This is a genomic window from Pontibacillus sp. HMF3514, assembly GCF_009858175.1.
Lineage (GTDB): Bacteria > Bacillota > Bacilli > Bacillales > BH030062 > Pontibacillus.
In genome coordinates this window covers 3,457,517-3,481,984 of record NZ_CP047393.1, presented here as the reverse complement: position 1 = coordinate 3,481,984, position 24,468 = coordinate 3,457,517, and the positions used below count along the sequence as shown (strand labels likewise).

The following is a 24,468-nucleotide window of genomic DNA, read 5'->3' as shown; positions in this document are numbered from 1 at the left end:
ATATTATTTAATTGTTGTTAGTTTAAATAATTAAATAAATCCGAATTGTAGTTACTAGAAAAAAGTCCGAATAAATAAGGTTGTTAAGTTCAAAGCTACTAGGAAAAAATGTTTTGAACTTTTTTGAGCGGATTTTTTTACATATGTATTGAATCCTTTAAATACTTAATAATGATTGTTGGATTTCATGAGGTGAATATATGGATTTAGAAAAATTTTTGAAATTTGAGAAAGATATGGATTTGTTTACAGATGAGATCAATGGTGTAAGGTATTGGCATATTATAAGAAAGTATGTCTATGATGAGATTCAAAAAGATAAGGACGGTGTTGGTACCCCGCATACAACATTGGAGAATAGAGGCTTATTATATAGAGCCTTATTAAAGGTAAAACAAATACCTAATATTTTATTTAATAGCCCAATTTTTTTAAAAGAAAAGGATATTCTGATACTTAATCATCATAGGAGGGTGAAGAAGGAGAATTTATATGAGTGTATATATACCGATGAGATTATACGGCATATAAATCATTCTTATTTAGTTTTAGAAGACCCACTTCTCGATATGCATTATAGACCTATCCCTCCAACTAACATAAGATATACCGATAACATTTATAATAGGTATGTATTTAAAAGGATAATTAACAGTTTATTTAAATTAAGTTTTGTCGCTAAGACTGAAAAGGAAAATTTCCTTAAATTAATAAACAAGATAAATATAGAGTTTAATGTTAATCTCAGTCAACAATACATGCTAAGATTACTTGAAAATAATTTATTACAATATCAAGTGATTTATAAACAATTTAACAAAATAATAAATAAAGTTAAACCCAAAATTATACTTGAAGTAGTATCATATGGGCTTTCAAGATATGCAATAAACGATATTGCTAAAAGAAAAGGTATACCAACTGTTGAGTTACAACATGGAACTATGGGGAAGTACCACGTATCTTATAATTTTGCTCAAAAGATGAACTTATATACATTCCCAGAATATTTGTTTCTGTTTGGAGATTATTGGAAGTATAATACAAATTTTCCTATAGATGATACTAAAGTGAGAGTTGTAGGATGGCCCTCTTATGAAGAGAACGTTAAGTTATTTAATAAAAGAATAAATAAACGAAATAAAAAGCGGGTTATATTATTTATATCACAAGGGACAATAGGAAAAGAGTTAAGCAAGATTGCATTAGAATTATCTAAAATAATTAATCTAGATAATTATGAAATTATATATAAACTTCACCCAGGAGAATATGCGAGATGGAAAATAGAGTATCCATGGCTGGAAACAAGTAATGATATTCAAGTTATAGATAATAATAAACGCGAAATGCATTATTACTTCTCAAAATCCGATATACAAGTGGGAGTTTATTCAACAGCATTATATGAGGGTTTAGGTTATGGGTTAGAAACTTATGTTTGTAAAATTTTTGGATATAAGAATATGGAAGAACTCTATAATAATAATTATGTAAATTTAGTAGAGTCAGCTGATGACTTAAGTTTATATATAAATAAATTAAACTATTATAAGGCACAATATGACACCTCCTATTTTTGGAAAGATAATAGTTTGGATAATATTGTTAAAGAAGTGGGTGCAATAATCTCAAAAACTTGAACTTCAAATATAATTACTCGAGCTTAAAGGTAGAACATTGGAGCGGAACTAATATTACAGGCTTAATTATATTACTTGTTTTTAAATGGGAAATCAGGGGGGGGTAACAGTTGTTTATTGTAAAACTAAAAATAGCTATAAATAAAATTAAAAAGGTACTTTATAAGAAATATGTGATGAAGAGGGTAAAGGCTGTAGGGGAAGGATTAAAAGTAAATGGAAAATCAACTGTTACTTCTAATACAGTCCTTGGAAATAATGTTAACTTTAATGGTATGAAAATAACCGGTGGTGGAGACGTACTAATAGGTGATAATTTTCACTCAGGTGAAGAATGTATGATCATTTCACAGATTCATAATTATGATAAAGGTAAAGCTATTCCGTATGATGACACGTACATTAATAAGTGTGTAGTAATTAAAGACAATGTATGGGTTGGAACTAGGGTCATAATTTTATCTGGAGTTACTATTGGTGAGGGAGCGATAGTACAAGCTGGAAGTGTTGTAGTAAACAATATTCCTGATTATGCAATTGCAGGAGGACATCCAGCTAAAGTCTTTAGTTACAGAGATATTGAACACTATAAAAGATTGAAAACAGAAAAAAAATTCCATTAAGAATAACTAATTAAGTATATAAAGGAGAAACCTCTAATAAGTCTATAAATTATTCAATTTCAGATTATCAGAAATGAGTATTAAACTACTTATAATCATAAGGAAGGTGCTTATGCGATACCTAACAATAATACCTGCACGTGGAGGATCTAAAGGTGTTCCTAATAAAAACATTAAGTTAATTAATCAGTTCCCATTAATATCTTGGTCAATTAAACAGTCCTTAAAATGCTCATATATAGATAGGACAATACTATCTACTGATAGTGAACAAATAGCCCAAGTGGGTAAGGAATATGGTGCAGAGGTTCCTTTTTTACGCCCAAGTTGGTTAGCAGAAGATTCAACCTCAACAGAGCCAGTAATGATTCATGTAGTTGAGGAATTAAAAAAGCGAGAGGGTTATATACCAGATGCTGTAGTTTTATTGCAACCAACTTCTCCAATAAGAAGAGATGGCCGTATTCAAGAAGCAATCGAATTATTTGAACGTGAAAACTCAGATTCTCTATTAAGTGTTTGTGAGAACCACCATTTTTTCTGGAAAAACCCCGAAGAGCCTGAAGCATTATATAATTATAAAAATCGTCCTCGCAGACAAGATATTTCTGAATCTGATCGCTGGTATCGAGAAAATGGGTCAATTTATATTACAAAGACGGACATGCTTATGTCTCAAAAGAATCGCCTAACTGGAAAAATTTCAATGTTACAAATGAGTGAAGAGGAAAGTTGGGAAATTGATTCTTTTGTTGACTTTAAAGTTGTAGAAACATTATTAAAAGGAGTTTAAATTAATATGATTATTGAAAAACAAATTCAAAAATATATTATTCATAAAGATGAACCAATAGTAAAATCTCTACAAAAGATTAGTGAAAATAAAGATCGAACAATATTTGCAGTAAATAAGTATGGAGTTCTTCAAGGTGTTTTAACAGATGGTGATTTTAGACGCTGGGTTGTGAAGCAAAAGGATATTGACTTAAATCAACCTCTATCTATAATAATAAACACTACATTTAAATCTATAAATGAAGAAGAACCTCATAGTAAGATCGAAGAACTATTACAAAGTGTTGAGCTCGTTCCTGTTATTGACAATAGAGGAAGGATCGTAGGAATTGCAAAGAAAAAAGCAAGGGAAATACAACTTGGAGGCTTTATTATAAATGAAGAGTCTCCATCTTTTGTTATTGCGGAGATTGGAAATAACCATAATGGAAGTATAAAGCTTGCAAAAACACTTGTTGATGAGGCAGTAAATTCAGGTGCTGATTGTGCTAAATTTCAGTTAAGGGACTTAGGCTCTCTATATATAAATAAAGGAAATGCTAATGATGCAAGTGAAGACTTAGGGTCTCAATATACACTTGATCTACTGTCTAAATTTCAACTATCAACTGCAGAGATGATTGAGGTATTTGATTATTGTAAGGAGAAGGGTATCCTCCCACTTTGTACCCCATGGGACCTAAGAAGTTTAGAAGTCCTTGAGGACTATGGAATGGAAGGATATAAGCTTGCTTCAGCAGATTTAACAAACCATGAGCTGTTGAGGACGATGGCGAAATTAGGAAAACCACTAATCTGCTCAACTGGAATGTCAACAGAGAATGAAATTAAAGAAGCTGTTGAGATATTAAATGAGGAAGGATCCCCTCATGTTATTTTACATTGTAATTCCACCTATCCAGCACCATTTAAAGATGTTAACCTAAACTACCTAGCACGCTTGAAGGAATTAACAGGAAGTTTTATTGGGTACTCAGGACATGAAAGAGGAATTAATATAGCAATTGCGGCAGTAGCAAAGGGTGCAAAGGTTATTGAGAAACACTTTACTATGGATAGAAATATGGAAGGGAATGATCATAAAGTTAGTCTTCTTCCTAAAGAGTTTAAAGACATGGTAGACGGTATTCGTCAAGTAGAGTTAGCTTTAGGTACTTCCCAGGAGCGTAAAATGTCACAAGGTGAGTTGATTAACCGTGAAAACCTAGCGAAAAGCCTAGTGATTAATTGTGATTTATCTGAGGGAGAAGTAATATTTGAACATATGATAGAAGTGAAAAGTCCGGGAAAAGGTCTGCAACCAAATAGGAAAGACGAGTTAGTTGGAAAGAAAGCAAATAAAGGCTTTAAAGTAGGTGATTTCTTCTACGAATCTGATTTACTAGATGAAACTGTAAAACCAAGAAATTATGACTTCCCATTAAAGTGGGGTGTACCTGTACGATATCATGACTTTAAATCAATTTTGGAAAAGACAAACCCAGACCTTTTAGAATTCCACTTGAGTTATAAAGATTTGGATGAAAAACTAGAAGACTACTTTGATGAAGAGTATGATATGGATTTTGTTGTTCATATGCCAGAACTTTTCGCAGGAGATCATTTGTTAGATTTATGTTCACTTGATGAAGAATATCGGAAGCATACATTAAGCGAGATGCAAAGAGTAATTAACATTACAAGAGAAATAAAAAAACACTTTAAAAAGTCGACAATTCCAATGATCGTAACCAATATGGGGGGATTTACAAAGGATGAACCACTTAAAACAGAGGAAAGACAAGCTTATTACAATCTAATTGAAGAAAGTTTAGCTCAGTTGGATACAGAAGGCGTGGAAATTATTCCACAAACAATGCCTCCATTCCCATGGCATTTTGGAGGTCAAAGATATCAAAATCTATTTATGCACCCAAATGATACACTAGAGTTTTGTCAAAGAAATAATATGAGGGTATGTTTTGATATATCTCACTCAAAATTAGCTTGTAATTATTTTGGTTGGTCATTTAAAGATTTTGTAAAAAAAATTGGTCCTATTACCGGTCATTTACATATTGTTGATGCAAAAGGTGTAGACGGGGAAGGTCTTCAAATTGGAGAAGGAGATATCGACTTTGTTGCATTATCTCAAGATTTAAAAGAATATGCACCTCAAGCATTTTTTATACCTGAAATTTGGCAAGGTCATAAAAATGGTGGAGAAGGATTTTGGATAGCACTAGATCGGTTAGAAAAAGCATTTAAGTCATAGTTAAATAGACTTTTTAACCAATTAAGGATGAAGAAAATGAAAATGTTAATACGATCATCTTTACTTCGATCATCTGGGATTTATACGGCTGCTAATCTATTGAATGCAGCCATTCCCTTTTTTATGTTACCGATATTAACAAGATATCTTACACCAACTGATTATGGAATAGTAGCAATGTTTACTGCTATGATTGGTTTTTTTACCCCTGTAATAGGTATAAATATTCATGGTGCAATTAACCGTCAATATTTTGAAAGAGATCAAATAGATTTACCTAAATATATAGGGAATGCTTTTTTATTGCTGTTTACTAGTTTCCTTATCGTATCATTATTTGTTTGGTTAATTTCAAACCCACTTGCGTCTCTAACAGCCTTTCCAAAAGAGTGGCTATTTGCAGTTTTACTGGTATCCCTTTTTCAGGTAATTAATCAAGTAATGTTAGTTATGTGGCAGGTAAAAGTAAAACCTCTTAAATATGGAACATTTCAAGTGTTACAAACATCTTTAAATGTTGGCTTAACTCTTTTCTTTGTCCTAATTTTAGCAATGGGTTGGGAAGGTCGAATTCAAGGACAACTTATAGCTATTTGTTTCTTTGGTTTAATAAGTTTGATCATATTAAGAAAAGATGGACTCATAAATTTTAGTTTTAATAAAGGATATATCAGACATATCTTGAATTTTGGTATGCCGTTAATTCCACACACTCTTGGAGCAGTGATTATTACAATGTCTGATCGTTTTTTTGTAACAAGTATGGTAGGTGTTTCTGCAACAGGGGTATATACAGTTGGTTATCAATTAGGGATGGTTATTGGAATTTCACAAGATTCATTTAATAAAGCGTGGGTTCCTTGGTTTTTTGGTAAGTTAAAAAAAAATGAAGAAAAAGACAAAGTAACTATCATAAAAATAACATATATGTATTTTGTTATAATTTTAATTCTAGCGTTGGTTTTTGGCTTCTTATCTCCTATTTTATTACCTTATCTATTAGGCGAAGAATTCAGAAGTGCAGGGCAGTTTATTATTTGGATTGCTTTGGGTTTTGCTTTTAACGGGATGTATAAAATGGTAACTAATTATATTTTTTTCCTCCAGAAAACAAAATATCTTATGATCTTAACATTTGTTACCGCAGTTATAAATTTAGTTTTAAACTATTTTTTAATAAATGAATTTGGCGCAATTGGAGCTGCTATGGCCACATGCATAGCTTTTTTAATTATTTTTATTTTTACATGGATTATCGCTAGTAAGCTATATAAGATGCCTTGGAATATAATCAAATTATTTAAAAAGTAGTTATTGATAATATTCGTTTGTCACGGAAAATTGTTTAAATATTTCACTTTAGAACTAATATAAAATTTATAAGATGAAAAAAACGTTAATTATTATCTTAATTATTTCAAATCTATTCTTTTCTTTACTTCAAGAAATATTTTAAGGTTTTATTTAGGAGGATTATCATGGAGTTAATATTATTATCTGGTGGGTCGGGTAAGCGCCTCTGGCCACTTTCTAATGATTCAAGATCAAAGCAATTCTTAAGAGTGTTAAAAAATAAAAATGGACAATTAGAATCAATGGTGGAACGGGTTTGGAGGCAATTAGGAAACCATAACTTACAAGAATCTACTATAATTGCTACTTACAAAGCACAGGTGGACATGATTCATAATCAATTAGGATCTTTTGTACCTTTAATTATTGAACCAGAAAGGAGAGATACTTTTCCAGCCATTGCATTAGCAGCTACGTATTTATACTCTATTAAAGGAACAAATTTAGATGAAGTAGTGGGGATATTACCTGTTGACCCATATGTAGAGGAGCAATTTTTTAATAAAGTACTGGACTTAGAGGGTGCATTAAGATCATCTAATGCGGACCTTGCATTAATCGGAGTACAGCCAACTTTTCCTTCTTCTAAATATGGCTATATTGTACCTAATAATGATCTTAATAAAAATTTTATTGAGGTTAGTCACTTTAAAGAAAAGCCGTCAGTAGAACAAGCAGAAAAGTTAATAGATAATGCAGCCTTATGGAACTGTGGTGTATTTGGTTTTAAACTTAGATATATAATCTCAAAATTAGAGGATATGGGATTACCGATAAATTATGAAGAATTATTAAAGCAATATTCAACTCTACCTAAAAATTCTTTTGATTATGAAGTTGTAGAAAAAACTAAAAAAATTATCACTCTACCGTACGAAGGTTTCTGGAAGGATTTAGGGACGTGGAATACATTAACTGAAGAAATGGGGACCAATCAAATTGGTAAGGGTGTAATTAGTGAAGACTCCACAAATATCCATCTAGTAAATGAGTTAGACATTCCAATTACCGTTTTAGGTCTTAAAGATACGGTTGTTGCAGCCAGTCCTGATGGAATATTAGTTACTGATAAAGTTGCAAGTCCAAAGATTAAAGAGGTATTAAAAGGATTCGATCAGCGTCCAATGTACGAAGAAAGACGTTGGGGATGGTATAGGGTTCTTGATCACACAAGGTTTGATGATGGAAAAGAAGTCCTTACCAAAAGGGTTGGTGTTAAAGCTAACAAAAGTTTAAGTTATCAAAAGCATTATGCTAGAAGTGAAGTATGGACAATTATAAAAGGTGAAGGTGAATTTGCTTTAAATGATGAAATTCGTATTGTTAAACCTGGAGATGTTTTAATTATTCCTGTTGAAGCCAAACATGGTATCAAGGCTAATACTGACTTAGAATTCATTGAAGTACAAACTGGTTCACAACTTATTGAAGAAGATATTGTACGCATATTTATGACATGGAAAGAAGTCGAGGTTCATTGTAATTCTCAAATGTTTAATAGTTTTGAATTGGATTAGGTGAATAATTCTTCTAATCTAATTTCAATTGGATAGCACATGCTAAATCCTGAAATGTTCTATAAGTTTATTTTTAATATGTACTATGGATAATCTTATTGTTTAAAGATTGTAGCAATTCTTTCATTGATATATTTTATAATTCATACAGGTGAGAGAATATTTTAATGATAAAAAAACGTGACTTAGGGTGATTATGGTAAAGGGACATGGGGACAGGGCATTTTTCCCGGTTAAAGGTATCCTATAAGTGTAGTGAAATTTCTTTTGCTTCCTATTATTATTTAATAGAATACTTTCACCAAAAGCGTTCTGTAGGGAAAGGTCTCTCTACGGAATTTTTTATTTTTACTAAAAAATTAAAAATTGAAACAGCAGTTTGCTAAATAATATATGGACTTATATAAATGAAAATAGTTAGTTTATCTAGGCTGAGAAGTATTAGAGTTTAATATTTTTCAGTCATTTTTAGTTCAATGAAAATTATAAAGGGGTTTTTTTATGAAGGGAATTATCCTAGCTGGAGGTAGTGGAACACGTCTTTATCCTTTAACGAGAACAATATCAAAACAGTTGTTACCTATTTACGATAAACCAATGATTTATTATCCGTTATCAATACTCATGTTGGCTGGTATTAAGGAAATATTAATCATATCTACTCCACAAGATATTTCAAGGTTTGAAGAGTTATTAGGGGATGGGTCAGAAATAGGGCTTTCATTATCTTACGAAGTACAGCAATCACCAGATGGTCTCGCTCAAGCTTTTATCATTGGTGAAGAATTTATTGGCGATAACAATGTTGCTTTAGTTTTAGGAGACAACATATTCTACGGTCATGGGTTAACAGATCTTTTGCTTAAAGCTGCTAATCGTCAAAATGGTGCTACGGTTTTTGGTTATTATGTAAACGATCCTGAACGATTTGGTGTTGTTGATTTTAATGATGAAGATCGAGCGGTTTCTATTGAAGAAAAACCAGCAAATCCAAAATCGAATTATGCAGTAACAGGGTTGTATTTTTATGATAATCGTGTCGTTGATATTGCTAAAAGTATTAAACCTTCTGCACGAGGAGAGCTTGAAATTACAGATGTCAATAAAGCCTATCTTGAATCAGGAGACCTCCATGTAGAATTACTTGGCCGTGGATTCGCCTGGTTGGATACTGGGACACATGAATCCTTATTGGAAGCTTCGCAGTTTATTGAAACAATTGAAAAACGTCAAACGTTAAAAGTCGCTTGTCTTGAAGAAATTGCTTACAGAATGGGATATATATCAACAGAGCAGTTACTAGAGCTTGCTAAACCATTGAAGAAAAATGAGTATGGGAAGTATCTTTTAAAAATTGCTGATCATCAAAAGTCCCTACAGTCTACTAAATAAGGTGGTTAGATATAAATGAATATTGTTAAAACGAAGTTACCCGGTGTAGTCATTATAGAACCAAAGGTATTTGGTGATCACCGTGGTTTTTTTATGGAAAATTATAATCAAAAAGCGTTTGAAGAAGCAGGGTTAAATTATCATTTTATTCAAGATAATCATTCATTGTCTGAACAGACTGGAACGTTAAGAGGGTTGCATTATCAGTTATCACCAAAGGCTCAGACAAAATTGGTGCGTGTAACACGAGGGGCTGTTTATGATGTTGCCGTCGATATTCGAAAAGGTTCTCCAACATATGGTCAATGGGTTGGTGTTACCTTAAGTGAGGATAATAAGAAGCAATTACTTGTTCCAAAAGGATTTGCCCATGGATTTTGTACATTAGAAGCAAATACAGAAGTGCAATACAAAGTAGATGAGTATTATTCTCCTGAAAATGACCGAAGTATTCTATGGAATGACAATTCTATAGGTATAGAGTGGCCTCTTAATACACCTGTATTATCAGAAAAGGATGAGAAGGCATCTTTATTAAAGGATGCAGAAGTTAATTTTACAGTTGGTGAAGATAAATGAAAGTTTTAGTCACTGGATATGGTGGACAACTTGGTTATGATGTTGTTCAAGAGGGTTCGAATCAGGGGTTAGAGATGATCGGATCAAGAAGACAAAATCTAGATATTACAAATAAAGAGGCAGTAAGTCTTTATGTTGATAAAATAAAACCTGATGCTATTATACATTGTGCTGCATATACTGCGGTTGATAAAGCAGAAGATGAAAAAGAGGTCTGTTGGGATGTAAATGTTGAAGGGACAAAGTATCTAGCAAAAGCAGCAAGAGATGTTAATGCAAAATTTATGTATATAAGCACAGATTACGTTTTTAATGGTAAAGGTGATTCACCATTTAAGGAAGAAGATGAGCTGAGCCCAATTGGTTATTATGGTGAAACAAAATATCAAGGTGAAGAGGTTGTAAAAAATCTAGTGGACAACTGGTTCATTATCCGAATTTCCTGGGTTTTTGGTGTTAATGGGAATAATTTTGTGAAGACCATGCTAAGGTTAGCGGAAACGAAAAATGAATTGAATGTTGTAGGAGATCAGTTTGGTTCTCCAACATATACGTTTGACTTAGCTCCATTGTTAATAGAAATGATACAAACTGATAAATTTGGTATTTATCATGCTTCAAATGAAGGCACATGTAGTTGGGCTGAATTTGCTGAAGAAATCTTTAGACAAGCAAATAAGGATGTAAAGGTTCACTCCATCTCAAGTGAGGAGTACCCTACTCGTGCAGTTCGTCCTAAAAATTCACGACTTTCAAAACAAAAACTAATGGATGAAGGCTTTACGCTATTACCACATTGGCAAGATGCTTTAAGAAGATATATTAACGAATTAACACAAGAGGTGAGATAATGACAAAGAAGAAAGTACTTGTTACTGGCGGTGCGGGATTTATTGGAGGTAACTTCGTACAGTACATGGTTGAGAAGTATCCCAATTATGATATTTATAATCTTGACTTATTAACCTATGCTGGTGATTTAACTAAACATGGTGTTATTGAAGAAGAAGAAAATTATTATTTTATAAAAGCAGATATAGGCGATCGTGAATCAATGATGGAGCTATTTCAGAAAGAAAATTTTGATTTTGTAATTCATTTTGCAGCTGAAAGTCATGTAGATCGTTCAATTACTGACCCAGAAATATTTGTTCGCACGAATGTTCAAGGAACACAAGTTTTATTAGATGCTGCTAAAGAATTTGGTATAACTAAATTTGTTCATGTATCTACCGATGAAGTTTATGGTGAACTGGACTTTGATCCTAACACATTCTTTACAGAAGAAACGCCTCTACAACCTAATAGCCCATACAGTGCAAGTAAAGCATCTTCTGACTTCTTAGTACGTGCCTACCATGAAACATATGAATTACCTGTTAACATAACACGTTGCTCAAATAATTATGGCCCATACCATTTTCCTGAAAAGCTAATTCCGTTAACAATCTCTCGTGTATTAAATGACCAAACAGTACCTGTTTATGGAGATGGGAAGAATATTCGAGATTGGTTGCATGTGTACGATCATTGCGCTGCTATTGATTTAGTTATGCATGAGGGCCTTAGTGGAGAAGTATATAATGTTGGTGGACATAATGAAAAGACCAACTTAGAAGTAGTTAAAACAATAATTGAAACACTAGGAAAGTCAGAAGAGTTAATAGAGTTTGTAACAGATCGTTTAGGTCATGATAAGCGTTATGCGATTGATCCTACTAAATTAGAGAAGCTAGGTTGGGAACCTACATATACTTTTGAGACTGGAATTGCTCAGACTATTCAGTGGTATTTGGATAATAAAGAATGGTGGGAGCGGATTATCAGTGGGGAATATCAGAATTATTTTGAAGTGTACTATAAGGAAATATTAAACTAGGCTGCGCTTAAGTTGAGAGGTGAAATATGGAGATTACTATTGACTCAAATTTTTTTATAATTTTACTTGTGGTAGTTTTCTTATTTTTTAGACCTTTAATATATAAAAAGCTTTTAGATTACAAAAAGTTAAGGACATTCATAAATGAAAATAAAGGAAAATATATCCTTAATTTTGCATTTGGTTCTGTAATGATAGGGCTACCAAGTGCACTGATAATAGTTTATATGTTTTGGGTACTAGGAATTGAAGAAGTAACAATAGAATATCTTCAAAGTTACATACAGAAAATGGCGAGTATCAGTATTACTGCAAGTATTGGATTCGGAGGGATGCTTGTAGCTGTGGTAGCTTTGAGAGATAAAGATCAATTTGCGGAAAATAAAAAAGAATTTATAACATTGGTTAGAGCGATGATATATTTTATTATTACCAATATTATTATTATCTCCTTTTCTTATGTTAAGTTATTAGTTGCAAGTTTTATATTATATGGTATTTATATAATTTCTGTAATTAGCTTGTTGTTATTGTTGAGGAGCTTTTTTAAATTAATAGAGAATGCGCTAATTGTCGATGAGTAAAAAAGTAAGAATGCCTGCACTCAAAGAAATGCAGGCATTCTAATTTATAGCTTGTTTTTTTACAACCCAACCGATATATATTTAGTTTCCAAATACTCCTCAATCCCATGATGACCACCTTCACGACCAAGGCCACTTTGCTTAAACCCACCAAACGGTGCTTGTGGAGTGGATGGAAGTCCATCATTTAAGCCAACAATTCCATACTCTAATTGCTCACTTATCGTAATTCCTTTCGTCATGTTTTCTGTAAAGACGTATGCAGATAGACCATAAATCGAGTCATTGGCTCTATGGATTGCTTCCTCTTCTGATTTGAAGGTTGCGATCGGTACAAGTGGACCGAATGTTTCTTCAGTCATACAGATCATGTCATCTGTTGTATCTCTCACAACTACAGGATCAAAATAGAGCCCATCTTGCTTTTCTCCTTGATAGACTACTTTTGCTCCTTTATCCTCAGCATCTTTTACATGATTTTGTACTTTTGATACGGCTTGATCATCAATTAGTGGACCAATGTTGACGCCATCTTCTAATCCATTTCCTACTTTAAGTTTCCTTACTTCTTCAACTAGTTTCTCTGTAAAAGGTTCTACGATCGATTCATGCACATAAATCCGGTTTGAACAAACACAAGTCTGCCCAGCATTTCGGAATTTTGAGCCCATTACCCCCTCGACTGCTTTATCCAAGTCAGCATCATCCATCAGGATTACAGGTGCATGCCCTCCTAGCTCAAGGGAGACTTTTTTGACTGTATCGGCTGAGCCTTTCATTAATAGCTTGCCAACTTCTGTTGAGCCGGTGAATGTTAACTTGCGAACTCGGGCATCTTCTAGCCAAGCCTCTCCAATAGCTTTTGGATCACCTGTCACTACATTGATCACACCTTTAGGAATCCCTGCTTCTTCAGCAAGTAATGCTAGTTTAATAGCTGTAATCGGTGTTTGTTCCGCTGGCTTGATGACCACCGTACACCCTGTCGCAAGGGCAGGGGCAACTTTTCTAGTGATCATGGCTGCAGGGAAGTTCCAAGGTGTGATCACTGCTACAACGCCGACGGGTTGTTTTTGAACGAAAAGTCGTTTGTTTCGTTGTGTAGCGGGAATTTGTTCGCCGTACACGCGTTTTCCCTCTTCTGCATACCAGGAGATAAATCCGTTAGCGTAGTTGATCTCACCTCGGGATTCCTTTAAAGGTTTTCCTTGTTCGATCGTCATTGTGCGTGCTAGGTCTTCCTTGTGTTCATTGATGAGATCATGCCATTTTCGGATGACCTCACTTCGTTCATAGGCGGAATATTTGGACCAGCTTTTAAACGCTTGGGATGCAGCATCAACGGATTGTTTTGCTTCGTTGGCTCCAGCGTGAGGAACCGTTGCAATAATCTCTCCAGTTGCTGGATTGTTCACTTCTAATGGTGGTAATTCTTTTCCGATATCTTCTCCGTTTATTCTCAAAGCATATGCTTCCATCGTTATCCTCCTTGTAGCTTGTTACGAGATTTTTTGTTTAATCTCTTCTTCTTCAATGTCTTTTGTAAAGATCTGATCGTTTTCTCCAGTAAAGAACTGCTTACCGTACACTAATAGCGTCAGTAGCACACCTACTGCGAATGCCCAAGTTGCTCCTTTTGTTGCTAACACAGCTCCAATGATTCCTGCAATTCCAAGATCACGGTGACTTCGGGATTCTAAAATACCTACACGTACACTTACATAACCCTGGATTAATAACGTAAGGGCAAGGGCAATACCTAGAATAGGTTGAACCAAGCTTACGATCGGCATAAGAATCAGACCTGTATTGGTACCCCAACGGAAGGAGCCTGATCCACCGAATAAGGAGTTCATCGCTTTTTTACCTTCTTTAAAGCGTTCAATCACAACAACCTGCATCGCTGCCCATAGTGGACCAGCCATTGTCACGTCAGGGCCTAGGAAACTCATAATCGAGTTACGTCCACCGAAGATCATGTGAGCACGGTTTTCGTTATAATCAATTTTTTCATCTTTACGTAATTCGTCAGCTTCAGAGATGAGTGCTTTACTTTGTAAAACATCACCAAATAGGACAATGTAAGCTGCTAACACGGTTGGTATAGCTTTAACAAATAGCATGAAGGATGGGAAGCCCACTCCAAATACGGTGTATTCGCTCCAAAGCGTGGCGAAGTCAGGGTTAATTAATCCCCATTCAATTGTTGGCCATGAAGCTTCACCGAATAGGGGAGCAATCACGACAGCTAAAATGATAATTGGAAAGATTCCTAGTTTCCCGATTAATCCCCAAGCTGAGTTTCGAGTTTTGAGTTTGTTAAAGTGTTTGGAAAAGATAATATAAAATGCGATCCCTACTGCAATGGAAATGGACCATGGGAAGCTTTCAAATCGTCCGCCTACTTCAAACACGGATTTAACAGCTGCGATACCAGCTCCTAAAATAATGCCGGATTTAATCGCTGGCGGAACAAACGATACAACTTTTCTTGCGAGCCCCGTAACTCCTAAAAAGATGGAGAAGAGTCCGAGAGTTAACTGGAAGGCGACGAGGGCATGAACCCGGTCAACACCTTCAGGGAACGTGGATACATAAGCCATAATTAACGGAATGGCTGGTGTAATCCAACCTGGCACAACGGGATCCCCAAGTAAGTGGTGGGTTAAGTACAAAATACCGTTTAATAGGACAACAGCTAAGGCAACTTCAAATGGCATACCTAGCAGTTCGGTCATTAATGGGATTGCTGCTAAGTCAACAGCACACATCATAAGTCCTTGCACATAGTCTGGCCATTCAAATTTGTAGTGAATAAAAGGTAGTCTTAATTTGAATGGGCCTAACGGGATGTATGGAGATTCTTCACCATAGTTACGATTTTTCCACATTTCGCATACCTCTTTTCTTATAGTTTTGGCACACTGTTTCTAGTATGCCGATTGATAGATTTGTTCAATTTCGTTCTTTCCTAATTTACGAGGGTTGTTATTGAGCAATCTTTCTATTTTACTCGCATCCTCTGCCATGTCATTTATAGCGCTTTCCGGTATATCAAACGATCTTAAGCCTGTTGGGATATTGACTTCAGTACATAGTCGTTCCATTGCTTTTACAGCTTGATCTGCAGCGTCTGAATCTGAAAGGTGGGAAACCTGTTCTCCAAATGCATTTGCAATGTCTCGGAAACGTTCGACACAAGCAATTTTGTTCCATTCCATCACATAAGGGAGAAGGAGAGCGTTACTGACACCATGAGCGATATTATAGCGGCCACCTAACGGATAAGCGAGTGCGTGTACAGCTCCTACCCCTGCATTACCGAAAGCCATTCCTGCCATTAGGCTTGCGGTTGCCATGTTTTCACGTGCTTCCATATGGTCTGGATTCGAATAGGCCTTTGGTAGATTTTTTGAGATCATTTTGATGGCCTGAATAGCCAATGCATCTGTGATAGGGGAAGCGTGTACCGATATATACGCTTCGATTGCATGAACGAGGGCATCTACGCCACTTGCAGCGGTTACAGATGGTGGCATTGTTAGGGTCATTTCAGGCGCTACAATGGCAACATCGGGTAGTAAGTAATCACTGACGATCCCCTTTTTCAACTGGGCTTCCTTATCAGATAGGATAGAGATGTTGGTTACCTCAGATCCAGTTCCGGCTGTAGTAGGGAGGGTGATGATTGGACAGCCTTTCTGAGGGACAAGGTCTGTTCCAATAAGCTCCGCTAGCTGACCGTTATGGGATGATAAGGCTGATACACTCTTTGCAATATCAATCGCACTTCCACCACCAATGGCAATCAGGCTATCATGGTTACCTTTTGAAAATACTTCGGCGCATTCTTCAACAATTTTTAATTCAGGGTCTGGTTTAACACCTGTAAATGTTTTAAAAGAAAGCCCTTTCAAAAGTGGGGTGACTTGATCGACAACACCAACTTTCTGTAAGATTTCATCGGTTACGATTAACGGGTTGGAGACCTGTAGTCGATTCATTTCTTCCGACAGTTTTTCAGTTGCTCCGTTACCGGTAATAAGTTTATTTGCGATTTTAAAAGTAGAGATAGACATCGTGTTGGACTCCTTTCTCATTTACTCTTATACATGCAAAATTCATGCCAATATGATAAAATTCTGAAAATAACGACAATGGAGCGTTTGAGAATGAAAGCGTTGTCATAAAATGCTCGAAATTTTGAATAGGGAATTAATCAAAAATGGGAAAGTTGATTAATTTTCTAATCAACTTTCCCATTTTTTCATTTTCTGTACGATTGTTGATTGGCTTACTTCTAAAACTTCCGCTACTTTTCTAGTGGTTTTATATTTTCTCATCGCTTTAGTGATCATTTCTCGTTCGACTTGTTCAATTGCTTGATTGAGAGGAATGATTTCATCATCATTCTTTTGAGTAGAATAGTTTTTCTGGAGAAGCTCTTCAGGGAGTTCCTCGCGTGTAATTTGATCGTCTGATGTAATCACCACTAACTGTTCAATTAAGTTCTTTAACTCTCTTATATTACCAGGCCATTCATAGTCATAAAATGCATCAAGAGCATCAAGGGTTATAGTTTTAGAGAATCCATATGCTTCATTATATTCTTGTAAGAAGTGCTGGGTCATCGCATGGATTTCTTTTTTGCGCTCTCGTAACGGAGGAATATGAATGGGCACAACATTTAATCGATAATAGAGATCCTCACGAAATTCTCCTTTATGAACGAGGTTTTTAAGGTTCTTGTGAGAAGCTGCAATAATTCTTACATTAATATGTTTTAGTTTTGATGAGCCTACTGGATAAAAGGCTTGATCTTCAATAACCTTTAATAGTTTTACTTGAAGCTCTAAAGGAAGGTCTCCGATTTCATCTAAGAATAAAGTGCCTTGATCCGCAACCTCTAGCAGTCCTTTTTTGCCTTTGGAAAGAGCACCGGTAAATGCTCCTGGTTCATAGCCGAATAATTCAGCTTCGATTAAATTGGTAGGGAGGGCGCCGCAATTTAGTTCTAGGAAGCTTTTGCTAGAGCGGTTTGATTTCTCGTGAATATGTTTCGCGATCATCGTCTTACCCACACCTGTTTCACCTTGCATGAGAACTTGAGCATCTGTTTTTGCGACACGTTCTATGATGGTAATGAGGTTTTTCATTTTGTCGCTAGCGTAAAAAGGTGATTCTTCGGTTTTGGAGTAAGCTTCTTTTGAACTTTGTCTTAGGTTCTTTAATTCTTGTAGGTCTTCTATTTGGTGCTTGAGTTCTAATAACTCTGTAATGTCTCTTACACTATTAATCACGTACAGGATTTCTTGGTTGTTCGAAAAGATAGGGGTTCCAGAAACAATAATGTTTCGGCCGTTTGCGATCTTCTGCATGAGTGTTACGGGCCTTTTTTCTTTTAGAACATGAAGGGACGCAGATTTTGAAATGTAGCCAGCCTTAATTACATCATCCATATGGTAGCCAATTAGTTGTTCAGCTTTGAGGTCTGTTATACGTTCGTAGGCTTTGTTTACTTTTACGGTTACACCTTCACCATTCGTGATGAACACTCCATCGTGAAGAGAATTGATGATGTCTGTGAAGATGGGGCTGTCTAGTATTTCGCTGTATTGGTGATTCATTGTGCTTTTTGTTTCATTATTCTTTTGCAATTTAGCTTCTAAAATATCTCCTAATGAATTACTGAGGTTTCCGCTATCTATAATGTCGTGCATATCTTCAATGGATAGGGTTCCAACAACATTTCCTTGATCATTTATTATTTCAATCATATCTACATTAGAATCCGAAAATTGTTCAATAGCTTGACTGATTTGAGCATTTTGATGTAATTGCATGGGGTCCCCTCCAATCTTATTTTTATTTTGTTATATTTTATCATATGGACGCTATCATCCCTATGTAGAATAAACTTATAAGGAGGCAAAGGGACTTGTGTATTTGTCATTTTCCTTACCACAATAAAAATATGAGATATTGGTATAATTGTTATTTAAACGAATAGATTAGGGTGGAGTGCCATTATAGGGAGGAGTCTTAGCATGAAGAAGTTGTTAGCAGCTTCATTGATTATGGTTTTTACAATGGGGTTAATGGTGACAGAGGTAGCGGCTAAAAGCACTGTTGTGCCTGGTCATCAGACATATGATGGAGGTATTCCTGATGGTGATGTCACAGGTGTGTACACTGAAGAATCTGAATATGAAGGAGTCGTGTATCATTACAGAGTTCAATATCGAGGTGACTTTGGTGGAGATCCTTATTTAGACAGTGGATGGATGACAAATCATATAACCAACACTGAAACTAAAGAAAAGTTTTTCCTTCTAATTGTTCATGAGTCTGATCCACGTTACACTGGCGAAGGAACGCCTATTTGGGGGAGTTGGGAATATCACCTAAGTGTTAATGGTAATCAATCTGATCCAGTAGAAAATGGTGTTATTGATATAAATAAACCAAATCATCCTAGCAATCGATAAATTTAAAGCACCCTGCTACATACTTAATTGAATATATTTTTTACGTGTAAAGCCTGTGATGACAATGAAGGCATCACAGGCTTGTTAATGTTTAAAATCTACTTTTTTATTTGCTCATCATCACGAAAAATAAGATTTCCTTAATGTTCACAGTGTAGTTTTCTTTAAGTTATTTTCTAACCTTTTTTATGACAAAGATTATTAATAATAAAAAGAGTAACAGAGCTACTATCGGAACAACATATACGAAAAAGACAAATGAAAATACACTATTCGATTTCTCAGTGGTTGTATTAGTTTGCTCAGGACTACTCTCATTTGCATTAATAATTTCATCAGTTGGTAAAACATAGACATTGGAATCCTGGCTCCCCACAACTAAATGGTCATTCATCAGTACAGGACCAGAGGGTGCGAGTTTTCCACCTAATTGTTTCTTTCCTAATAACTCACCATTTTCAACATTGAAAGCATAAACAAGACCTTCTTTATCTGTAAAATAGACAACGCCCTTATCTGCTACTGGTGGTGCCTTATTTATATTACTTTTATAGTTCCATAACTGATCTCCCGTTTTAGCATCATATGCATAAAAGGATTGAGTAATAGGGCTCCCAACAAATACTTTGTCTTCATATATCATCGGTGCACCGGATTTGTTATTAGAAACCATCGGACCAGCACCAAGACTTTTTTTCCAAACCATTTTTCCGGAGTTAATATCCATCGCGTACATAATGTGCTTTGGAATATGGTCAGGCTTTTGATTCATTAGTTCTCCAAATGAAAGTTTAAGCATTTGTTTATAAGCTTGGGTTAAACCACTTCTGTTATATACTTCTCTTACACTTAATACTTTTCGCTCTAATGCTGTTGTTATCACTAAGTTTTCATAGATTGCAGGTGGTACATCATCTAAGCCAGCGTACACATCCTTCAATTCGGTCTGCCATACGATTTCTTGCTTGGATAAATCAACAGCTGTAAATGTATAAGGTCGAGGACTTCCGCCTCCAACGTATAAAATTCCATCCTTAATATTTGGGGAAGACATACTGGCAACGTGCCCTATATCTAACTTCCACTTTTCAGTACCGGTTTTGGGATCAATGGCATAAAGGTGTCTATCCCCTGTGGTGGCATAAACCGTATTATCATAGAAAGCGGGTGTAGGCATAACTTCACCTTTTGTTTCGAATTTCCATAATATCTCACCAGTACTTGGATCAAGACTTAAAAGCCCGCTCTTTTTTGTCCCCCTTGTCCCATCTTCATGAAAAAATCGGTTCCCGTATCCTACAAATAATTGGTTATTCATATAGATGAGTTCAGAATGAATCCAATTCGGTGCTTTTGCTTGCCAATTCATTTCTTTATTAATCAAATCATAAGAGTAAATGTCTCCCGTATTATGATTTCCTATGTACACATTATTTCCAACAATAACTGGTGTCGAACGAATTTGATCATTTGTATTAATAGTGTTTTCTAAAATTGAGTTGAAATCACTGTGGTAAACTGGATTGTTTTCAGGATTTAATCTGTATTGACTCCACTCTGAAGGACCGAAATCTTCAGCAGAGACAGGAATAGCGTTACTTATAGTGCATAATACTATGATGCTTAATAAGGGAATGAGCTTGTATATTCTACTCTTCATGGGTTATCTCTCCTATCCGGGGTACACTAGGGACAGGTCAATCATCCCTAAGAGTCCAGAAATATTTACGTTTGCCGAAGCGTTGCAATATGTTTATTATTCCCGATTATAGTTATGGATAACTGAAAACTATAGATAAAAGTAATTTCTTAATCATGAAGTCTTAATCACATTCTCTACCCTCATTGTCGAATAAGAAGTTTGGTGGGAAGGTTTATTGTTTTGAGCATCAGAAAGAGGTTAAGTGAACATCGTGGAGGTTCTTCTGTTTGTGAAATGTTACATAACCCTTTCTTTTGTTTTAATGCTATGATATACTAATAGTTAACTAATTGTTGTTCGGAATAATAACCTAAGAAGTTGGAACATCTTAAGAAATTGTTAGAGCAAGAATGGTAATACTTGTGCAAAATGCACATGGAGGAATTTTAATGAGTAACGGTACAGTAAAATGGTTTAACGCAGACAAAGGTTTTGGATTTATTGAAGTAGAAGGTGGAGACGATGTATTTGTTCACTTCTCTGCAATTAATGAAGAAGGCTTCAAATCATTAGATGAAGGTCAAGCTGTCTCTTTTGAAATTGAGCAAGGTAATCGTGGACCTCAAGCAGCTAATGTAATTAAAAAATAAATCATAAAAAAGAGCTCTTCCCTATAGGGAAGAGCTTTTTTTGTGAGAGGGCACTAGGCACAGATCCATCGGGTCTTCGAGAAAAATATATTAAAGTTGGCCTGCTCCCCGATGCGGTAATCTTCTAAAGCGTTGGGGGCAGGCCATTTTTCGGAAGGGGAAGCGACAGTAAACCTGTCCCAACGTCCTGGTCTCGACAAAAAGTGACACACCCCTATATAGGTCTTTTGGTATGATTAAAAAGATTTATGAAATGGGTGAGGAGTGGATGGGTTGAAAAGTTTTTGGCTGCTTTCAGGAGTTATGATCGTCTTTATCAGCTTTTTTACTGAGCAACATATTATTGCAAAAACTAGTTCTGAATTCCTGAAGACCACCAAACGAACAGCGATATATGACGAAATAGCAGGTGAGTGGAGGAAAGTAGGGAGTTTAGAGAAGGGTCAAATGTTTAAAGTTGAGGAAGAGAGCGATGATTATTATCATATTCGTTTCTCGCATGGATTAGGTCAGGTACATAAACAAGATGCCGTAATTGTGGAGGATTTAGGTTTTACCAATTTAGAAGAAAAACACGATTTGAGCCAAATGATTATAACCAGAGAACCTGTAACGGTATATGATAACGCTACAGGTACATTGATTCCTTTTGCGAAGATAAACCACAATATGCGGTATGCTGTCATCCAGAGCTATGGCGAGAACTGGTGGAAGATCGCGATTGGTGGTCGTATCGGATATATCTATAAACCTGCGACTGAAGTGGATACAGGGGTTCCAGTATTAATGTATCATCATATTTTAAAAGATAACGAGAATAAGAATTATCGAGACATCTCCACTACCATTTCATTAGATTTCTTCAATGAAAATATGAAATATTTAGCTGACCATAGATATAAAGTTATAACGCTTCAAGAACTTGAAGGGTATTTATTAAGAAAAGAAAACCTTACAGGAAAAGTTGTGGCGATTACATTTGATGATGGATTAAAAACGAACTATTTATATGCTTATCCATTATTAAAAAAGTATGGGTTTAAAGCAACGGAGTTTACGATTACGAACAGGACTAGAAAAGATCCTACACCATTTAATCCTGATACGCTTCAATTTATTAGTTTTACAGAAATAGAAGAGATGAATGTTTCAGAGATATTTCGTTTTCAAGCTCATACACATGGACTCCATAGCCGTGATGTAAACTATAATCCTTTACTGATTGTGAAATCTTATGAAGAGGTTATGCATGATTTGCGAGTGAATCAAGAACTGTTAGCTCCATATGGAGACGTGAATTACTTTGCGTATCCATTTGGTCAGTATGATGAAGAAGCCTTACAAGCACTAAAGGATAGTGGGTTCCGCATGGCATTTACAACAAAACCAGGGAAGGTACAAATAGGAGATTCTTTACTAGAACTTAAACGACAAGGTATTGGACCGTGGCATGATTTACAAGATTTTGATAAGAAGATCAGTAATTAGAATTTAAGTGCCTGACCCCCGCTGCGGTGATGCTTTAGAGCGGTGGGGGTCAGGCACTCTTTTAGGCACTCTTTTATCCCTTCATATAAAACGCACAATAGGCCGTTCTTTGAATCTGTTTTTCTAAGGTATGTAATGAAACGGGAACGGTAATGTAGTTGTTATTTTTAAAAATAACTTTAGTTTCCGTGGAATTGATTTTTTCAAGTTTCTTGATGTGGCGAGGAAATAGCCAGATACAATCCTCAGCATAGGGTGATAGAGTAGGGCACGTATAGATTCCTTCTTCTGAGTGGATGAGGATCGGTGTTTTCTTCTCATAGCCCAGTACTAATGCGGTTGCTCTTCGGAGACCTTCGTATGTACATAAATATGTTTTACATAAACTCTGAATGAGTTCTAGTGGTATCTCTTTTACTAGAATCTCCCCCTCAATCTCATCCATAATTCTAGCTCCATAATACTCATCCTTCATTCGTGCAATCGCCATTGTTGTTGGACCTAGAGTGATTTGGTTCTGATCAGGACTACTCTTTAATTCTGTCACAATTCTTCTCTCCCTTAATTTTTGGTATATGGTAATGTATTGCTACATCTGAGCCTCCTTTCTGCATATATCCGTTTCAATCATAGAAATGGCGATTGTCAGAGCGGTATAAATGATCTATCTCGATTGAAAGGTAGAAAAAGGTTAATCTACACAATATGTAAGTTATCTCCTTTTTCTTGATATTATTGTAAATAGTTCAAAAGACCTTTTCAATCATAAATTTACAGGAAAGCCCCCTTTTCCCTAGGGTTGGACAAGAGTCGATTGGATGTGACAAAACTTCTGTAATTTTGATAATCAAAATCGACATGAATCGAAGGTGTTTGTCATAAATAAATTCATAGTATATGTAACGTTGAATATAGGGTATATGACATTTTACCTACTCAAACGTTACGTTCTGAACTCCAAACGTTATGTTTACCCAGGTGAAACGTAAATAAGGTTTCGATACGATCAACCTACCGCGGAAAAACTGAAGAGCGCGCTTTTCGAATTGAGGCCGTTTGTGGTAGAAGAGTCGTTAGCATTTGAACAGTTATTAGGAGAATATAAACCTATGATTCACAACCTTATTAATCGTTTAGGTATTATGGATCCTCACAAGGAGTTTTACCAGGAGGGTGTCCTCGCTCTTTGGGAAGTGAGCCAGACTTATGACGAAAAGAAAGGGAAGAGATCTACCTTTACGTATTTTATTATTCGAAATCGATTGATTAGCTTAATTCGGAAAAAGAACCATAAGCAGGAACAAATCGAAGAGATTATGGTGAAAAGTTCAAACGAAGCTACGATAGGTCCGCATGAGTTTGAATGGGATCCGTATTTGTATCGGGAGATCGTTTGTAAGTTGAGCGAGAATCAACGAAAGTGGTTTGATGGATTTGTGATTGAGGATTTATCCATTAAAGAGATAGCTCTACGTGAACAGGTGTCAGTGGATGCTGTGAAGAATTGGGGGAGGTTGGCCAAGCGGAAGTTGATGAAGGAGCCAGTTGTGTTGTCTTATCTCGACATATAGGAAGTGCCTA

The 24,468-nt window shown here is 35.5% G+C and carries 21 protein-coding genes; 15 read left to right on the top strand and 6 right to left on the bottom strand.

Annotated features, from left to right (window positions below; translation table 11 throughout):
* Window positions 1-200: 200 nt before the first annotated feature.
* The 11 genes from GS400_RS17645 to GS400_RS17595 all read left to right on the top strand — a co-directional run bounded on the left by GS400_RS17645 (window position 201) and on the right by GS400_RS17595 (window position 12,619).
* The gene (locus GS400_RS17645; protein WP_160104002.1) at window positions 201-1,643 is read left to right on the top strand and encodes a hypothetical protein; all 1,443 of its coding nucleotides are present in this window, start codon (window positions 201-203) and stop codon (window positions 1,641-1,643) included.
* 110 nt (window positions 1,644-1,753) lie between these two features.
* Window positions 1,754-2,266, top strand: a complete 513-nt coding sequence (locus GS400_RS17640; RefSeq protein ID WP_236561031.1) for an acyltransferase — start codon at window positions 1,754-1,756, stop codon at window positions 2,264-2,266.
* Window positions 2,267-2,378: 112 nt separating this feature from the next.
* Window positions 2,379-3,059 (top strand): acylneuraminate cytidylyltransferase family protein, encoded by a 681-nt coding sequence (locus tag GS400_RS17635; protein WP_160104000.1) that lies wholly within the window; start codon window positions 2,379-2,381, stop codon window positions 3,057-3,059.
* A gap of 6 nt (window positions 3,060-3,065) precedes the next feature.
* Window positions 3,066-5,315 (top strand): N-acetylneuraminate synthase family protein, encoded by a 2,250-nt coding sequence (locus tag GS400_RS17630; protein WP_160103998.1) that lies wholly within the window; start codon window positions 3,066-3,068, stop codon window positions 5,313-5,315.
* A gap of 27 nt (window positions 5,316-5,342) precedes the next feature.
* Window positions 5,343-6,626, top strand: coding sequence for a lipopolysaccharide biosynthesis protein (locus GS400_RS17625; protein WP_370519713.1), 1,284 nt, complete (start codon window positions 5,343-5,345; stop codon window positions 6,624-6,626).
* Window positions 6,627-6,793: 167 nt separating this feature from the next.
* A complete protein-coding gene (locus tag GS400_RS17620; RefSeq protein WP_160103995.1) occupies window positions 6,794-8,185 on the top strand; it encodes a sugar phosphate nucleotidyltransferase in 1,392 nt (463 codons plus the stop codon).
* A gap of 501 nt (window positions 8,186-8,686) precedes the next feature.
* Window positions 8,687-9,577 (top strand): glucose-1-phosphate thymidylyltransferase RfbA, encoded by an 891-nt coding sequence (gene rfbA / locus GS400_RS17615; RefSeq protein ID WP_160103993.1) that lies wholly within the window; start codon window positions 8,687-8,689, stop codon window positions 9,575-9,577.
* Between the two features lie 15 nt (window positions 9,578-9,592).
* Complete coding sequence (gene rfbC, locus GS400_RS17610; RefSeq protein ID WP_160103991.1) at window positions 9,593-10,156, top strand: dTDP-4-dehydrorhamnose 3,5-epimerase; 564 nt, start codon at window positions 9,593-9,595, stop codon at window positions 10,154-10,156.
* Window positions 10,153-11,007, top strand: coding sequence for a dTDP-4-dehydrorhamnose reductase (gene rfbD, locus GS400_RS17605; protein ID WP_160103989.1), 855 nt, complete (start codon window positions 10,153-10,155; stop codon window positions 11,005-11,007). Before rfbC ends, rfbD begins: the two co-directional genes overlap by 4 nt.
* The gene (gene rfbB, locus GS400_RS17600; protein WP_160103987.1) at window positions 11,007-12,035 is read left to right on the top strand and encodes a dTDP-glucose 4,6-dehydratase; all 1,029 of its coding nucleotides are present in this window, start codon (window positions 11,007-11,009) and stop codon (window positions 12,033-12,035) included. The genes rfbD and rfbB overlap by 1 nt, the downstream gene beginning before the upstream one ends.
* A gap of 26 nt (window positions 12,036-12,061) precedes the next feature.
* Window positions 12,062-12,619, top strand: a complete 558-nt coding sequence (locus GS400_RS17595) for a hypothetical protein (RefSeq protein WP_160103986.1) — start codon at window positions 12,062-12,064, stop codon at window positions 12,617-12,619.
* 59 nt (window positions 12,620-12,678) lie between these two features.
* On the opposite strand, the gene GS400_RS17590 is transcribed toward GS400_RS17595, so the two are convergent.
* From GS400_RS17590 to GS400_RS17575, 4 genes are all read right to left on the bottom strand, one after another.
* A complete protein-coding gene (locus GS400_RS17590) occupies window positions 12,679-14,097 on the bottom strand; it encodes an NAD-dependent succinate-semialdehyde dehydrogenase (protein WP_160103984.1) in 1,419 nt (472 codons plus the stop codon).
* Window positions 14,098-14,118: 21 nt separating this feature from the next.
* The gene (locus GS400_RS17585) at window positions 14,119-15,510 is read right to left on the bottom strand and encodes a hypothetical protein (protein WP_160103982.1); all 1,392 of its coding nucleotides are present in this window, start codon (window positions 15,508-15,510) and stop codon (window positions 14,119-14,121) included.
* A gap of 39 nt (window positions 15,511-15,549) precedes the next feature.
* Window positions 15,550-16,698 (bottom strand): iron-containing alcohol dehydrogenase, encoded by a 1,149-nt coding sequence (locus GS400_RS17580; RefSeq protein WP_160103980.1) that lies wholly within the window; start codon window positions 16,696-16,698, stop codon window positions 15,550-15,552.
* Window positions 16,699-16,869: 171 nt separating this feature from the next.
* On the bottom strand, window positions 16,870-18,462 hold the full coding sequence (locus GS400_RS17575; protein WP_201450120.1) for a sigma-54 interaction domain-containing protein: 1,593 nt from the start codon (window positions 18,460-18,462) through the stop codon (window positions 16,870-16,872).
* Window positions 18,463-18,666: 204 nt separating this feature from the next.
* Between GS400_RS17575 and GS400_RS17570 the strand changes: the two genes are divergently transcribed.
* On the top strand, window positions 18,667-19,107 hold the full coding sequence (locus GS400_RS17570; protein ID WP_160103979.1) for a hypothetical protein: 441 nt from the start codon (window positions 18,667-18,669) through the stop codon (window positions 19,105-19,107).
* A gap of 169 nt (window positions 19,108-19,276) precedes the next feature.
* On the opposite strand, the gene GS400_RS17565 is transcribed toward GS400_RS17570, so the two are convergent.
* The gene (locus tag GS400_RS17565) at window positions 19,277-20,767 is read right to left on the bottom strand and encodes an outer membrane protein assembly factor BamB family protein (RefSeq protein ID WP_160103977.1); all 1,491 of its coding nucleotides are present in this window, start codon (window positions 20,765-20,767) and stop codon (window positions 19,277-19,279) included.
* Between the two features lie 431 nt (window positions 20,768-21,198).
* Here GS400_RS17565 and GS400_RS17560 point away from each other — a divergent pair, with 431 nt between their 5' ends.
* Both GS400_RS17560 and GS400_RS17555 read left to right on the top strand, forming a co-directional pair.
* The gene (locus GS400_RS17560) at window positions 21,199-21,399 is read left to right on the top strand and encodes a cold-shock protein (RefSeq protein WP_160103975.1); all 201 of its coding nucleotides are present in this window, start codon (window positions 21,199-21,201) and stop codon (window positions 21,397-21,399) included.
* A 273-nt stretch (window positions 21,400-21,672) separates the two neighbouring features.
* Entirely contained in the window at window positions 21,673-22,887 is a 1,215-nt protein-coding gene (locus GS400_RS17555) for a polysaccharide deacetylase family protein (protein WP_160103973.1), read from the top strand.
* Between the two features lie 73 nt (window positions 22,888-22,960).
* On the opposite strand, the gene GS400_RS17550 is transcribed toward GS400_RS17555, so the two are convergent.
* Window positions 22,961-23,434: a competence protein ComK gene (locus tag GS400_RS17550; protein ID WP_160103971.1), complete on the bottom strand. Its 474-nt coding sequence runs from the start codon at window positions 23,432-23,434 to the stop codon at window positions 22,961-22,963.
* A 511-nt stretch (window positions 23,435-23,945) separates the two neighbouring features.
* Between GS400_RS17550 and GS400_RS17545 the strand changes: the two genes are divergently transcribed.
* Window positions 23,946-24,458 (top strand): RNA polymerase sigma factor, encoded by a 513-nt coding sequence (locus GS400_RS17545; protein ID WP_160103970.1) that lies wholly within the window; start codon window positions 23,946-23,948, stop codon window positions 24,456-24,458.
* The last annotated feature ends 10 nt before the right edge of the window (window positions 24,459-24,468 follow it).

What these genes read in the sequence shown, in the direction of transcription:
- GS400_RS17585 (WP_160103982.1), bottom strand. Translation starts at nt 15,510, where the DNA reads ATGTGGAAAAATCGTAACTATGGTGAAGAATCTCCATACATCCCGTTA.
- rfbB (WP_160103987.1), top strand. Translation starts at nt 11,007, where the DNA reads ATGACAAAGAAGAAAGTACTTGTTACTGGCGGTGCGGGATTTATTGGA.
- GS400_RS17575 (WP_201450120.1), bottom strand. Translation starts at nt 18,462, where the DNA reads ATGCAATTACATCAAAATGCTCAAATCAGTCAAGCTATTGAACAATTT.
- GS400_RS17620 (WP_160103995.1), top strand. Translation starts at nt 6,794, where the DNA reads ATGGAGTTAATATTATTATCTGGTGGGTCGGGTAAGCGCCTCTGGCCA.
- GS400_RS17625 (WP_370519713.1), top strand. Translation starts at nt 5,343, where the DNA reads ATGAAGAAAATGAAAATGTTAATACGATCATCTTTACTTCGATCATCT.
- rfbA (WP_160103993.1), top strand. Translation starts at nt 8,687, where the DNA reads ATGAAGGGAATTATCCTAGCTGGAGGTAGTGGAACACGTCTTTATCCT.
- GS400_RS17560 (WP_160103975.1), top strand. Translation starts at nt 21,199, where the DNA reads ATGAGTAACGGTACAGTAAAATGGTTTAACGCAGACAAAGGTTTTGGA.
- rfbC (WP_160103991.1), top strand. Translation starts at nt 9,593, where the DNA reads ATGAATATTGTTAAAACGAAGTTACCCGGTGTAGTCATTATAGAACCA.
- GS400_RS17580 (WP_160103980.1), bottom strand. Translation starts at nt 16,698, where the DNA reads ATGTCTATCTCTACTTTTAAAATCGCAAATAAACTTATTACCGGTAAC.
- GS400_RS17635 (WP_160104000.1), top strand. Translation starts at nt 2,379, where the DNA reads ATGCGATACCTAACAATAATACCTGCACGTGGAGGATCTAAAGGTGTT.
- GS400_RS17590 (WP_160103984.1), bottom strand. Translation starts at nt 14,097, where the DNA reads ATGGAAGCATATGCTTTGAGAATAAACGGAGAAGATATCGGAAAAGAA.
- GS400_RS17565 (WP_160103977.1), bottom strand. Translation starts at nt 20,767, where the DNA reads ATGAAGAGTAGAATATACAAGCTCATTCCCTTATTAAGCATCATAGTA.
- GS400_RS17645 (WP_160104002.1), top strand. Translation starts at nt 201, where the DNA reads ATGGATTTAGAAAAATTTTTGAAATTTGAGAAAGATATGGATTTGTTT.
- rfbD (WP_160103989.1), top strand. Translation starts at nt 10,153, where the DNA reads ATGAAAGTTTTAGTCACTGGATATGGTGGACAACTTGGTTATGATGTT.
- GS400_RS17595 (WP_160103986.1), top strand. Translation starts at nt 12,062, where the DNA reads ATGGAGATTACTATTGACTCAAATTTTTTTATAATTTTACTTGTGGTA.
- GS400_RS17570 (WP_160103979.1), top strand. Translation starts at nt 18,667, where the DNA reads ATGAAGAAGTTGTTAGCAGCTTCATTGATTATGGTTTTTACAATGGGG.
- GS400_RS17630 (WP_160103998.1), top strand. Translation starts at nt 3,066, where the DNA reads ATGATTATTGAAAAACAAATTCAAAAATATATTATTCATAAAGATGAA.